At 73.9% G+C, this 13031-nt stretch carries 13 protein-coding genes; all 13 read right to left on the bottom strand.

What is annotated here, in order from left to right:
• Positions 1–300 precede the first annotated feature (300 nt).
• On the bottom strand, positions 301–504 hold the full coding sequence (locus EIO00_RS07445; RefSeq protein WP_140176505.1) for a hypothetical protein: 204 nt from the start codon (positions 502–504) through the stop codon (positions 301–303).
• An 82-nt stretch (positions 505–586) separates the two neighbouring features.
• Complete coding sequence (gene der, locus EIO00_RS07450) at positions 587–1978, bottom strand: ribosome biogenesis GTPase Der (protein WP_140176507.1); 1392 nt, start codon at positions 1976–1978, stop codon at positions 587–589.
• Between the two features lie 80 nt (positions 1979–2058).
• Positions 2059–2730 carry a (d)CMP kinase gene (gene cmk / locus EIO00_RS07455; protein WP_140176509.1) on the bottom strand — a complete coding sequence of 224 codons (672 nt, stop codon included), beginning with the start codon at positions 2728–2730 and terminating at the stop codon, positions 2059–2061.
• A 107-nt stretch (positions 2731–2837) separates the two neighbouring features.
• The gene (locus EIO00_RS07460; RefSeq protein WP_140176511.1) at positions 2838–3929 is read right to left on the bottom strand and encodes a prephenate dehydrogenase; all 1092 of its coding nucleotides are present in this window, start codon (positions 3927–3929) and stop codon (positions 2838–2840) included.
• 23 nt (positions 3930–3952) lie between these two features.
• The gene (gene aroH / locus EIO00_RS07465) at positions 3953–4315 is read right to left on the bottom strand and encodes a chorismate mutase (RefSeq protein ID WP_140176513.1); all 363 of its coding nucleotides are present in this window, start codon (positions 4313–4315) and stop codon (positions 3953–3955) included.
• A 38-nt stretch (positions 4316–4353) separates the two neighbouring features.
• Complete coding sequence (locus EIO00_RS07470; protein ID WP_140176514.1) at positions 4354–5094, bottom strand: pseudouridine synthase; 741 nt, start codon at positions 5092–5094, stop codon at positions 4354–4356.
• Positions 5091–5681, bottom strand: a complete 591-nt coding sequence (gene scpB, locus EIO00_RS07475; RefSeq protein WP_140176516.1) for an SMC-Scp complex subunit ScpB — start codon at positions 5679–5681, stop codon at positions 5091–5093. Before scpB ends, EIO00_RS07470 begins: the two co-directional genes overlap by 4 nt.
• A complete protein-coding gene (locus EIO00_RS07480; RefSeq protein ID WP_241661194.1) occupies positions 5678–6586 on the bottom strand; it encodes a segregation and condensation protein A in 909 nt (302 codons plus the stop codon). Before EIO00_RS07480 ends, scpB begins: the two co-directional genes overlap by 4 nt.
• Before the next feature lie 61 nt (positions 6587–6647).
• On the bottom strand, positions 6648–7511 hold the full coding sequence (locus EIO00_RS07485) for a ParA family protein (RefSeq protein ID WP_140176595.1): 864 nt from the start codon (positions 7509–7511) through the stop codon (positions 6648–6650).
• A 152-nt stretch (positions 7512–7663) separates the two neighbouring features.
• Complete coding sequence (locus EIO00_RS07490; protein ID WP_140176520.1) at positions 7664–8581, bottom strand: tyrosine recombinase; 918 nt, start codon at positions 8579–8581, stop codon at positions 7664–7666.
• 82 nt (positions 8582–8663) lie between these two features.
• Complete coding sequence (locus EIO00_RS07495; protein WP_140176522.1) at positions 8664–9308, bottom strand: NUDIX domain-containing protein; 645 nt, start codon at positions 9306–9308, stop codon at positions 8664–8666.
• The gene (locus tag EIO00_RS07500) at positions 9305–10987 is read right to left on the bottom strand and encodes a CTP synthase (RefSeq protein WP_140176524.1); all 1683 of its coding nucleotides are present in this window, start codon (positions 10985–10987) and stop codon (positions 9305–9307) included. The genes EIO00_RS07495 and EIO00_RS07500 overlap by 4 nt, the downstream gene beginning before the upstream one ends.
• A 220-nt stretch (positions 10988–11207) precedes the next feature.
• The gene (locus tag EIO00_RS24130) at positions 11208–12878 is read right to left on the bottom strand and encodes a hypothetical protein (RefSeq protein ID WP_161602673.1); all 1671 of its coding nucleotides are present in this window, start codon (positions 12876–12878) and stop codon (positions 11208–11210) included.
• Positions 12879–13031 lie beyond the last annotated feature (153 nt).

Genomic DNA, 13031 nt, shown 5'->3' on the forward strand with positions numbered 1-13031 from the left:
AGCGACCGGAGCGCCGGGTCCCGGGTGCGCCGACGGCGGCCCGGCCTCCGTCGCGACGGGCCCGTGACGCCCGCGGAGAGCGGGCCGGCGATCCGGGAGAGGCCGCCTCGGCCCGGGAAAGGACGCTCAAGGACGTTCTCGGCGCCATGCAGGGGTCGTGGGCGTGTTCGGGGCCGTGTCGGGGCGCTCCGGCGGGAACGCGCGCCGCTCCGTCGGGGCGGGCCCGGGGAGGCGGGCCCGCCGCGCGCCGGCCCTCGTCCCGAACGGAGGGGGATCTCCGTCGTCGGGCGGGGAGGGAGGTCACAGGTCCCCGTTGCGCATCCGGCGGACGGTGTAGGGCGTCTCGGCGTCCCGCTCGGCGTACCGGGCCTGGACCGGATCCCCGTCGCCCAGCAGCGCCCCCAGGCCCACCAGCAGCCCCAGGCCCCACATCCACGGCCTGTCCCCGACGAAGCCGCCGATCACCAGGGCGATCGCGGCGAGGACGAGCAGCAGGGTCCGCACGTGCCCTCCCGGACGAGGAACGAGAACATGTTCTCGTTCGCCACGATAGGCGGGACCGCGCCGCCGAGGAAGCCGGCGGACGTCACTTCCTGCCGCGCCGCGTCTTCTCGCCTCGCTTGCCGCGGATCCGCATGCCGATCTCGATGGGGGTGCCGGGGAAGCCGAACTCCTCGCGCAGCCGCCGCTCGATGAACCGCCGGTAGCCCTCCTCCAGGAACCCGGTGGTGAACAGCACGAACCGGGGCGGCCGGACTCCCGCCTGGGTGGCGAACAGCACCCGCGGCTGCCTGCCGCCGCGGACCGGGTGCGGATGCGCGGCCACCAGCTCGGCGAAGAACTGGTTGAGCTTGGCGGTGGGCACCCGATGCCCCCACCCCTCCAGCGCCGTGTCCAGCGCCGGCACCAGCTTGTCCACATGCCGGCCGGTGCGCGCCGAGATGTTGACCCGCGGCGCCCAGCGGGCGTTGTGCAGCTGCCGCTCGATCTCCCGCTCCAGGTAGCGGCGGCGTTCCTCGTCGACCAGATCCCACTTGTTGTAGGCCAGCACCAGCGCCCGGCCGGCCTCGATCACCATGGAGATGATCCGCAGGTCCTGCTCGGCCAGCGGCTGGCTGGCGTCGATCAGCACCACCGCCACCTCGGCGCGCTCCAGGGCCGACTGGGTGCGCAGGGTGGCGTAGAAGTCGGCGCCCTGGTTCTCCCGATAGCGTCGCCGGATCCCGGCGGTGTCGATGAACCGCCAGGGCCGTCCGCCCAGCTCGATCAACTCGTCGACCGGGTCGCGGGTGGTGCCGGCCACGTCGTCGACCACCACCCGGTCCTCGCGGGCCAGCTTGTTGAGCAGGCTGGACTTGCCCACGTTGGGGCGGCCCAGCAGCGCCACCCGACGCGGACCGCCCTCGGCGAGCCGCACGGGCGGCGGCGGCTCGGGCAGCGCCTCCAGCACCGCGTCCAGCAGGTCGCCGCTGCCGCGGCCGTGCAGGGCGCTGACCGGGTGCGGTTCCCCGATGCCCAGCGACCACAGCGCGGCCGCCTCCAGCTCGGTGGCGGCGTCGTCGACCTTGTTGGCCACCAGCAGCACCGGCTTGCCGGAGCGGCGCAGGATGTCGACCACCGCCTCGTCCACATCGGTGGCGCCGACGGTGGCGTCCACCACGAACAGCACCACGTCGGCCAGGTCCACCGCCATCCGGGCCTGCTCGGCGATGGACGCGGCCAGGCCGGAGGCGTCCGGCAGCCAGCCGCCGGTGTCCACGACCGTCAGCCGCCAGCCGCTCCACTCGGCGTCGTAGGCGACCCGGTCCCGGGTCACCCCGGGAACGTCCTCCACGACCGCCTCACGGCGCCCCAGGATCCGGTTGACCAGGGTGGACTTGCCCACGTTGGGACGGCCCACCACGGCCACCACCGGCGGGGTCCGCTCGTCGGCGGCGCTGTCGAACTGCGCGCTCTCGGCGACGTCGTACTCGCTCACGTGCTACTCCGGTTCCGTGGTCGTCCTGCCGTGCCACGCGCTCCGCGGACGACCTGCTCGGAGCCTGCGGCCGCCCGCGGTCACCCCGCGGCGGTGCTCTCCTTGGCCAGCCGCACGACGGCCTCGATGACCTCGGGCAGGCTCAGGCTCGTGGAGTCGATCTCTACCGCGTCCTCCGCCTTGGTCAGCGGGGACGTCGTGCGGGTGGAGTCCAGCCGGTCCCGGCGGGCCTGCTCGGCCTGGGTCAGCTCCACCGTCGCCGCCGGGTCGTGGGCCAGATCCCGGGCGCGGCGCCGGGCCCGGGCCTCCTCGCTGGCGGTCAGGAAGATCTTGACGGGGGCGTCGGGCGCCACCACCGTGCCGATGTCGCGCCCCTCCACCACGATGCCCCCGTCGCCGATGATCTCCCGCTGCAGCGCCACCAGCCGCTCGCGGACCGCGGGCACCGCGCTGACCGCGCTGACGGCGTTGGTGACCTCGCGAGTGCGGATCGGCCCCGACACGTCGACGCCGTTCACCGCGATCGTCGGCGCGTCCGGATCGGTGCCGCACTCCAGCACCGGCTCCCCCGCCCGCGCGGCGACCGCCTCGGCGTCCTCCACCGGGACCCCCTGGGTCAGCATCCACCACGTCACGGCCCGGTACATGGCGCCGGTGTCCAGGTACCGCAGCCCGAGCCTGCGGGCCACGCCCTTGGACGCGCTGGACTTGCCCGACCCGGACGGTCCGTCGATGGCGATCACGAGCGACACGGTGGCTTCCTTCCCAGGTCCCGAGGAACGGGTGCCGACGGAGAACAGGGGATGCGCGGCCCGCGGCCGCGCCCGGCCCCGGCGTGCCAGGCTACCGCTCCCGGAGATCAGCCGGGGACGGACCAGCCCCGGGCGCGCAGCTCCTCGGCCAGTCGCCCGGCCGCCGCCGGCTCCACCGACAGCTCCACCACGCCGACCGGCTTGCCCGGCGAGTGCTCGATCGTCACGTCCTCGATGTTGACCCCGGCGACCCCGGCCGCCTGGAACAGCAGCGCCAGCTCGCCCGGCCGGTCCTGGACGAGCACCGGGACGACCGCGTACCGGGACTGGCGTCCGCCGTGCTTGCCGGGGATCCGGGCGCGGCCGGCGTTGCCCCGCGACAGCAGGTCCCGCACGTGCTCCATGGCGCTCTCGCCGCCGTCCCGCAGCAGTGCGGCGGCCAGCGCCAGATCGGTGGCGACCTCCTCCAGCACGTCGGCGACCGGCCGGGCGTTGGCGGCCAGGATCCCCACCCACAGCCGGGGATCCCCGGCGGCGATCCGGGTGACGTCGCGGACGCCCTGCCCGGCGAGGCCCAACGCGACCTCGTCGGCCTCGCGCAGCCGTGCCGCCACCGCCGCCGACACCACGTGCGGGGCGTGCGAGACCAGCGCCACCGCCCGGTCGTGCTCGGCGGCCTCCACCCGCAGCGGGACGGCGCCGCAGGAGCGGACCAGCTCCTCCACCAGCGCCACGGCCGCCGGATCGGTCTCCGCCGCCGGGCACACCGCCCAGGTGCGGCCCAGGAACAGGTCGGCGCGGGCGGCGGCGGGCCCGGACCGCTCGCTGCCGGCCAGCGGATGGGCCGCCACGAACGTCGTCAGGTCGCAGCCCAGCTCGGCCGCCGCCGCCAGCGGCAGGGCCTTGACGCTGGCCACGTCGGTGTAGACGCGGGCCAGCCCGCGTTTCTGGGCGTCCAGCAGCACCGGCGCCACCGCGGCGGGCGGCACCGCCAGCACGGCGAGGTCGGCGGGCTCGCCGGGCCCCTCCGGCGGCAGCGCCGCGCCGGCGCCCAGCCGGACCGCCAGCTCCAGCGCGGAGCCGTCCCGGTCCGACAGCAGCACCTCGGCGCCCTGCTCGCGCATCGCCAGCGCGACGGACGCGCCGATCAGTCCCGTCCCGATGACGACGATCCGCCGTATCACCTGCTCCTGCGCCATCCGCCCAGCCTAGCGACCGGTGCTCACTGGGCGATGTCCAGCCGCAGGGCGGTGGCGCCGCGCAGGTAGACGTGCTGGATCGCCGAGCGGGGCTTGTCGGTCTCGACGTGGGCCATCAGCCGGATCACCCGGGGCATGGCGTGCGGCACGTTCAGCTCGCTGGCGCACAGCAGGGGCACCTCGTGGAACCCCAGCTTGCGGGCGGCCAAGGCGGGGAACTCCGCGGTCAGGTCGGGGGTGAGCGTGAAGATGACGCTGATCACATCGTCGGTGGTCAGCTCGTTGCGCCGCATCACCTCCGAGACCAGCTCGGTGGTCGCCTCCAAGATCAGATCCCGCTCGTCGGCGTCCACCTGGGTGGCCCCTCGGATCGCCCGTACCGCCACTGTTCGTCGTCCTTCCTGCCGTGCGTCGGCCCCGGGCGTCAGAGCCCGACCGCCTTGTACAGCTCGCCGATCTCCTTCATGGTCAGCGCGCGCACCACGCCGGGCTTCAGGCGCCCCAGCTTGATCGGGCCGAACTGGATGCGGGCCAGCCGCTGCACCGGGTGTCCGGCCTCCTTGAGCATTCGCCGCACGATGTGCTTGCGCCCCTCGTGCAGCGTCACCTCCACCAGCGCCCGCCGGCCGACCTGCTCGACCAACCGGAACCGGTCGGCGCGGGCCGGCCCGTCCGGCAGCGGGATGCCGGCGCGCAGCCGCCTGCCCAGGTCCCGCTTGACCGGCCCGTGGATCTCGGCCAGGTACACCTTCTGCACCCCGTAACTGGGGTGGGTGAGCCGGTGCGCCAGTTCGCCGTCGTTGGTGAGGAGTATCAGCCCCTCGGTGTCGATGTCCAGCCGGCCCACGTGGAACAGCCGCTCTGGCACGTCCACGAAGTCGGCCAGGGACTTGCGGCCGCGTTCGTCGGACATGGTGGACACCACGCCGCGCGGCTTGTTGACGGCGTAGTAGCGCATCTCCGGGCGGGTCTCCACCCGCAGGCCGTCGACGTGGATGACGGACTTGGCCGGATCGATCCGGGCGCCGAACCAGGACACCACTTCGCCGTCGACGGTGACCCTGCCCTCGGCGATGAGCCGCTCGCAGTGCCTGCGGCTGCCCACTCCCGCGTCGGCCAGGGCCTTCTGCAGGCGTACACCTTCGTCACGAGTGTCGGTGCTCACGTGCGGTCATCCTCGAGAATGTCGTCGGGTACGTCGTCGGGGAGGAACGGGGCCAGGTCGGGCAGCTCGTCCAGGCTGTTGATGCCCAGCCGCTCCAGAAAGTACGTGGTGGTCCGGTACAGGTGGGCGTTGGTCTCCGGGTCCTGTCCGGCCTCCTCGATCAGGCCCCGCAGGGTGAGGGTGCGCATCACGCCGTCGCTGTTGACCCCCCGGATGGCCGACACCTTCGCCCGGCTGACCGGCTGCCGGTAGGCCACCACCGCGAGGGTCTCCAGCGCCGCGGTGGTCAGCCTGGCCTGCTGCCCGTCGGTGACGAAGCGCTCCACCGCCGGCGCGCATTCGGGGCGGGTGTAAAAGCGCCAGCCGCCGGCGACCTCCCGCAGATCGAACCCGCGGCCCTGGGCGGTGTATTCCGCCGACAGCTCCCGCAGCGTCGCGGCCACCTCCTGACGGGGGCGCTCCAGGACCTGCGCCAAGGCGACCTCGGTCACCGGCTCGTCCACCACCATCAAGATCGCCTCGAGAGCGGCCCGCAGGTCCGGTCGCGCGCCTTCCTCAGGCGTCCGCTCTCCCCTCGTCGCGGTCATGACCGTTCCTCGTCCTCAGGGTCGTCGGGCCGGTCGCCGCTCGGCTCCCGGGCACCCTCGTAGTCGTCGACCACCGTCACCTCGCCCTCGTCGTCGCCGGTCCAGATGACGTGCAGCTCCGCCATCGGCTCGGCCTGCTCGAACGTCACCGCCTTCTCCCGGTACAGCTCCAGCAGCGCAAGGAACCGCGCCACGACCTCGAAGGTGCCCCGGGCGTCGGCGGTCAGCGTCCGGAACGTGGCCCGCCGCAGCCGCCGCAGGGCGGCGACCACGATGGCGGCCTGTTCGGCGACGCTGGCCTTCGGGGTGTACATGTGCTCGACCGACACCCCCGGCGGCGGCCCCTTGGGCGTCAGCGCCTTGGCGGCCAGCCGGGCGAACTCGACCGGGCCGAGCCCCAGGAACACCTCCGGCAGCTTGGTCGCGAACCGCGGCTCCAGCGGCACCGCGCGGGGGAACCGGCGGGACTCGGCCTCCATCCGCTCGGCGAGGACCTTGGCGACCTCCTTGTAGGCCCGATACTGCAGCAGCCGGACGAACAGCAGGTCGCGGGCCTCCAGCAGGGCCAGATCCTCCTCGTCGTCGACCTCGCCGGAGGGCAGCAGCCGGGCCGCCTTCAGGTCCAGCAGCGTGGCCGCCACCAGGAGGAAGTGGCTGGCCTGGTCCAGCTCCCAGTCCTGGCCCCGAGACCTGATGTAGGCGATGAACTCGTCGGTGACCTTGTGCAGCGACACCTCGGTGATGTCGAGCTTGTGCTTGGAGATCAGCGCCAGCAACAGGTCGAAGGGCCCCTCGAAGTTGTCCAGGTGGACCTGGAAGCCCTGCGACTGCCCGGTCTCCGCGGTGTCCGCCTGCGGTGCGGCGGCCCGCGGGTCGCCGGTGTCGGAGGCGGCGGCGTGCTTCACACGTAAGACCGTAACGGAATCGGGCCGATGCCCCGGCATCCGCAGCCGGCCCCGTCCGTGCTCAGCCGGCCTGGCTCCACCTCGCCAGGACCTCCTTGGCCAGCTCGCGATAGGCGTTGGCGCCCATCGAGGAGGGGTCGAAGTAGGTGATCGGCTCGCCGGCCACGGTCGCGTCGGGGAACCGGACCGTCCGGTTGATCACGGTGTGGAACACCCGGTCGCCGAACGCCTGCACGATCCGCTGCAGCACCTCCCGGGTGTGCAGGGTCCGCGAGTCGTACATGGTGCCGAGCACGCCGTCGATCTGCAGTTCCGGGTTGATCCGGGACTGCACCTTCTCGATCGTCTCCATCAGCAGCGCGACGCCGCGCATGGCGAAGTACTCGCACTCCAGCGGCACCAGCACGCCGTGGCTGGCGGCCAGCGCGTTCACCGTGAGCAGGCCCAGCGACGGCTGGCAGTCGATCAGGATGCAGTCGTACTCGGGAACCGCCGGCTTGAGCGCCTGGGCGAGGATGTACTCGCGTCCGACCTCGTGGACGAGCTGGACCTCCGCGCCCGACAGGTCGATGTTGCTGGGCAGCAGGTCCATGCCCTCCACGCCGGTGTCGATGACGATCTCCTCCCAGGAGACGTTGTTCTCCAGCAGGAGGTTGTGCACCGTCAGGTCGAGCTGGCGGGGGTCACCCTTGCCCAGGCCCACCGACAGGGCGCCCTGCGGGTCGAAATCGACCAACAGCACCCGGCGGCCGAGCTCGGCCAGCGCCGCACCCAGATTGATGGTGGTGGTGGTCTTGCCGACGCCGCCCTTCTGGTTGCAGATCGACACGATGCGCGCTGGCCCGTGCTCGGTCAGCGGCTCGGGCTCGGGGAACTCGGGCAGGGGCCGCCCCGTCGGCCCGATCGCCTGGCGGGGGTCGGTCAGGGCTGCCGGGATCTCGGTCTCGGCGGCCTCTGGCGTACTGGTCACGGCTTTCGAACCTTCCCGGGGCCTGGTTACCGTCCAAAACGGGGACTTTAGGGGCCCGTCGCCATGCTCTCAAGCCGACGCGCGGTGACCCCGACGACCGGGCCGGGTCAGATCCCGGCCCGGGGATGGGCTTCGGCGTACGCGTCGCGCACCTCGCACGGCAGCCGATCGCACTCCGTCCCGCCGGCGTGCCCGAGCAGTCGCCGCACGAGCCGGACGTCGGCGCCGGCGTCCAGCAGATGGGCGGCGAACGAGTGCCGCAGCGTGTGCGGGGACACCCCGGCCAGCCGAGCCCGTTCGGCGGCGGCCCGCAGCACCATCCACGCCCCCTGCCGGGACAGCCTCCCGCCGCGGGCGTTCAGGAACAGCGCCGGGCCGCCCGCGCCGTCCCGCGCCAGCCGCGGGCGGGCGTGCCGCAGATAGTCCCGCACGGCCCCGCGGGCGGGCGCGCCGAGCGGCACCAGCCGGACCCGGCCGCCCGGCCCGGCGACCCGGACCGACCCGACGCCCAGATCGACGTCGCCGACGTCCAGCCCGACCGCCTCGGAGATCCGCGTCCCCGAGGCGTACAGCAGCTCCAGCAGCGCCCGGTCCCGCAGCCCGCGCGGGGCGTCGTCGGAGGCGACGGCGGCCAGCAGCCGCTCCACCTCGGCGACCGAGATCGCCCTGGGGGCGTGGCGCGGCGCGGCGGGCGCCCGCACCCCGGCGGCGGGATCGGCGGGGGCAAGCCCGCGCTGCGCGGCGAACCGGTGCAGCCCGCGGATCGCCGCCGCCGCGCGGGCCGTCGAACGCGCCGACAACGGCGGCCGGTCCGGCCCGCCCTCGCGCAGCGTCGCCAGGAAGTCCAGCACATCGGCCTCGGTGACCTCGCTGATGGCGTGCCGGCCCCGGGCGTCCAGCATGTGCACGTACCGGCTCAGGTCATGCCGGTAGGAGCGCAGCGTGTTGGCGGCCAGCCCGCGTTCGGCGGCCAGATGCGTCAGATAGCCGTGCACGGCCGTGTGCAACGTGACCTCCGCCGCCACGTTCGGCACTCCCGTCCCGCTCGTACCCGCCGATGTCGGACCCGCCCATCATGCCGGGTGCGCGACCGGTACGCGGCGAACGTCACTCCTCCGGCGCGTCGGGGGGACGCAGCCCGCTCCACCCGCGCGCCCGGGCGGCCCAGGCGGCCAGGATCCCGTTCACCGCCAACGCGTTGTGGATCTCCCCGCCCAGCACCTTGGCCACGGCCTCCTCCAGCGGCACCCACGCCACCGGCATGTCGGCCTCCTCGTGCACCCGCTCGAAGTCGATCTCCTCGGGCGGCACCTCGGTCAGGCCGCGGGCGAGGAACACCCGGATCCGCTCATCGGCCATGCCGGGCGAGGGGAACACGTCGACCAGGGTGTGCCAGCGCTCGGCCCGGTACCCGGCCTCCTCCAGCAGCTCCCGCGCGGCCAGGTCGCGCAGCGCCTCGCCGGGCACGTCGCGCAGCCCCGCGGGCACCTCCCACAGCAGCCGCCCGACCGGGTGCCGGTACTGGCGGATCATCAGCACCCGGTCGTCGGCGTCGATCGCGACGACGCCGACCGACCCCGGGTGGGTGACCACCTCCCGGGCGACGACCTCCGGGCCGGCGGCGCCGCGCATCCTCACCCGGTCGACGCGGACCCCCACGATCCGGCCGCGGAACGCCTCGGCGCTGTCCACGACCTCCCAGCGCTCGGGCCGATCGCAGACCTCCTCGACCCGATCGGGCGGAGCGCTCATGAGGCGGCGACCGCGTCGGCGCCGCGGCGGGCGGTGGCGTACTCGATGGCCGCCGCGATCAGACCCGTGAACAGCGGGTGCGGACGGGTCGGGCGGGACCGGAACTCCGGATGCGCCTGGGTGCCCACGAAGAACGGATGCACCTCGCGGGGCAGCTCCACGTACTCCACCAGCCGCCCGTCCGGGGACAGCCCGCTGAACCGCAGCCCGGCCTTCTCCAGCTGCTCGCGGTAGAGGTTGTTGACCTCGTAGCGGTGCCGGTGCCGCTCGCTGACCCGGGACTCGCCGTACAGTTCGCGGACCAGCGATCCCTCGGCCAGCTCGGCCGGGTACAGGCCCAGCCGCATGGTCCCGCCCATGTCGCGGTCGCCGGCCACCACGTCGAGCTGGTCGGCCATGGTGGCGACCACCGGGTGCAGGGTGTCCTCGCTGAACTCGGTGCTGCCGGCGTCGGTCAGCCCGGCCAGCGACCGGGCGACCTCGATCACCATGCACTGCAGGCCCAGGCAGATGCCCAGCAGCGGGATGCCGTTCTCCCGGGCGTACCGGACCGCGCCGATCTTGCCCTCGATGCCGCGCACCCCGAACCCGCCGGGGACGAGCACCCCGTCCACGCCGTCCAGCATCCGCCGGGCGCCCTCGGGGGTGGCGCACTCGTCGCTCTTGACCCAGCGGATGTTGACGCGCGCGTCGTTGTCGAACCCGCCGTGCCGCAGCGCCTCGGTCACCGACAGATAGGCGTCGGGCAGATCGATGTACTTGCCGACCAGCGCGATGGTGACCTCGCGGGCCGGCCGGTGCACCCGGCGCAGCAGCTCGTCCCAGGTGCCCCAGTCCACGTCGCGGAACGGCAGGCCGAGCCGGCGCACCACATAGGCGTCCAGGCCCTCGGCGTGCAGCACCTTGGGGATGTCGTAGATGCTGGCGGCGTCCACCGCCGAGACCACGGCCTCCCGGTCCACGTCGCACATCAGGCTGATCTTCTGCTTGAGCCCGTCGCTGATCGGCCGGTCCGACCGGCACACGATCGCGTCGGGCTGGATGCCGATGCTGCGCAGCGCGGCCACCGAGTGCTGGGTGGGCTTGGTCTTCAGCTCGCCGGACGGCCCGATGTAGGGCAGCAGCGACACGTGCAGGAAGAAGCAGTTCTCCCGGCCGATCTCGTGCCGGATCTGGCGGACCGCCTCCAGGAACGGCAGCGACTCGATGTCCCCGACGGTCCCGCCCACCTCGGTGATCACCACGTCCACGCCGGGCTCGGCCATGCCGCGGATGCGGTCCTTGATCTCGTTGGTGATGTGCGGGATGACCTGGACGGTGTCGCCGAGGTACTCGCCGCGCCGCTCCTTGGCGATCACGCCCGAGTACACCTGGCCGGTGGTCACGTTGGCCGACCCGTGCAGATCGGTGTCCAGGAACCGCTCGTAGTGCCCGATGTCCAGGTCGGTCTCGGCGCCGTCGTTGGTGACGAACACCTCCCCGTGCTGGAAGGGGTTCATCGTGCCGGGATCGACGTTGAGATAGGGGTCCAGCTTTTGCATGGTGACCTTGAGGCCCCGCAGCGTCAAAAGCCGGCCCAGGCTGGATGCCGTCAGTCCCTTGCCGAGGCTGGAGGCAACACCGCCGGTGACGAAGAGATGCTTGGTAGGACGCTGGCTACCAGTGGCTGCCGAAGGCAAAAAGGACACTCCCGTGGTCGTCGCATGGCGGACCCTCGACCGCCCTGTCCACGGGCCACCAGGATATCAGCAGGTGGCCGCGGCCGGGCCCGGAGCGCCCGGCCCGGCCGTCGAAACGCACGCAGCCCCTCCGCCGCGCCGTCGAAACCGAAGCCGCTGAGCGGGCCGCACGACGGCTCCGGCATCGGGCGGCCGCCGGAGCCGTCCGCCGACGGGCCGCTCAGACCCGCGGCACGGCGTTGGGCATGATGGTGCGCAGCTGCCGCGTCAGCTCGTCGATCAGGTTGCGGGCCTGGTCGGCGGCGGTCCGGGCGGCGTCGCGCTCCTGGGATATCTCCGCCAGCGCGGTGCGCTGCTCGGTGACCGCCTGCGCCAGCTGGTCCACCCACTGGTCGCGCTCGGCCAGCTTCTCGGCGATCGCGTCGCGCTCGGCGGCCAGCTTCCGCATCGCGGCGACCGCGTTGTCGCGCTCCCGGCCGGCCTGCTCGGCGCGGCCACGGGCCAGCGTGGCCTCCGAATCGGCGCGGGCCTGCGCCTGCAGGGCCGCCTCGCGCTGCTTCTCGGCGGCCCTCGCCGCCTCCAGCGCCTGCTGACGCTCGTTCTCCAGCTCGGCGGCGCGTCGCCGTTCGGCCTCCGCCTCCTTGGTCGCGGCGGCGACGGCGTGCTGCAGATTGGCGGCGGTCATCTCGGCCTCGTTGAGCTTGGCGCGCACCGCGGCCAGCTCGGCATGGGCGGTCTCCAGCGCCCGCGACAGCTCGGCCGCCTGCTCGGCCATCCGGTCCCGCTCGGACTCCGCACCGCGCCGTGCGGCGACCGCGTCCTCCATCGCCCGGTGCGCCTCGTCGCGGGCCTCGCGCATGGAGTCGCGCTGGGCCATCGCCTGGCGGGCGGTGTTCTCGGCCTCGGCCGCCCGCTGCTCGGCCTGGACCCGGGCCTGGTTGGCCTGCTCGGCGCGCTGCTCGGCCTCGGCGGCCAGCCGCTCGGCCTGCTCGGCCTGGGCACGGGCCTGCTGAGCCTGGTTCCACGCGGCGGCCGCATCCCGCTGCGCCGACTCCCGCTCCGCCTGCAAGGCCGCGATCTGCGCCGCGGCCTCATTGGCCGCCTCGGCCATCCGCCGCTCGGCCTCCGCCGCCCGCAGCTCCGCCTGCTCGGCCCGCCGCTCGGCCTCCGCCGCCCGCAACTCGGCCTGCTCGGCCCGCCGCTCGGTCTGCTCGGCCTGGGCACGGGCCTGCTGAGCCTGGTTCCACGCGGCGGCCGCATCCCGCTGCGCCGACTCCCGCTCCGCCTGCAAGGCCGCGATCTGCGCCGCGGCCTCATTGGCCGCCTCGGCCATCCGCCGCTCGGCCTCCGCCGCCCGCAACTCGGCCTGCTCGGCCCGCCGCTCGGTCTGCTCGGCCTGGGCACGGGCCTGCTGAGCCTGGTTCCACGCGGCGGCCGCATCCCGCTGCGCCGACTCCCGCTCCGCCTGCAAGGCCGCGATCTGCGCCGCGGCCTCATTGGCCGCCTCGGCCATCCGCCGCTCGGCCTCCGCCGCCCGCAGCTCCGCCTGCTCGGCCCGCCGCTCGGCCTCCGCCGCCCGCAACTCGGCCTGCTCGGCCTGCCCGCGGGCACGCTGCACCTCGCCCCAGGCCGCGGCGGCGTCGCGCTGCGCGGACTCCTTCTCCTGCTGCAGCGTGGCCAGCTCACCGGTGACCTCGGCGACCCTGCGCTCGCCGGCGGCCAGCGCGTCCCCGATGAGGTCGGCCATCTGCCGCAGCCGCTCGACGATGTCCCAGGGCTGGGCGTCGTGCTGCTCGGCGCTCCGGGAGCCCTGCTGGGCCGCCGCGGACGCCGTGGGCACCACGGGCTGCGGTCCCGAGTCGGGCCCCAGCACCGGCCATGCCGAACCCACGTCCTGGACCGGCCGGTGACCCGATCCGTTGAGATCGCTCACTTGTCCCCTCGCCTGGAGGCTCGGAGCCGCGTTCGCCGGCTCACCCTGCTTCTTGGTTCGCTCGTGGTCTGCTGCGTTCGTCGCCCTGAGGCTCCCCACAACGTTCCCCCA

Origin of the sequence: Thermomonospora catenispora (genome assembly GCF_006363815.1) — a bacterium.
Taxonomy (GTDB): domain Bacteria; phylum Actinomycetota; class Actinomycetes; order Streptosporangiales; family Streptosporangiaceae; genus Thermomonospora; species Thermomonospora catenispora.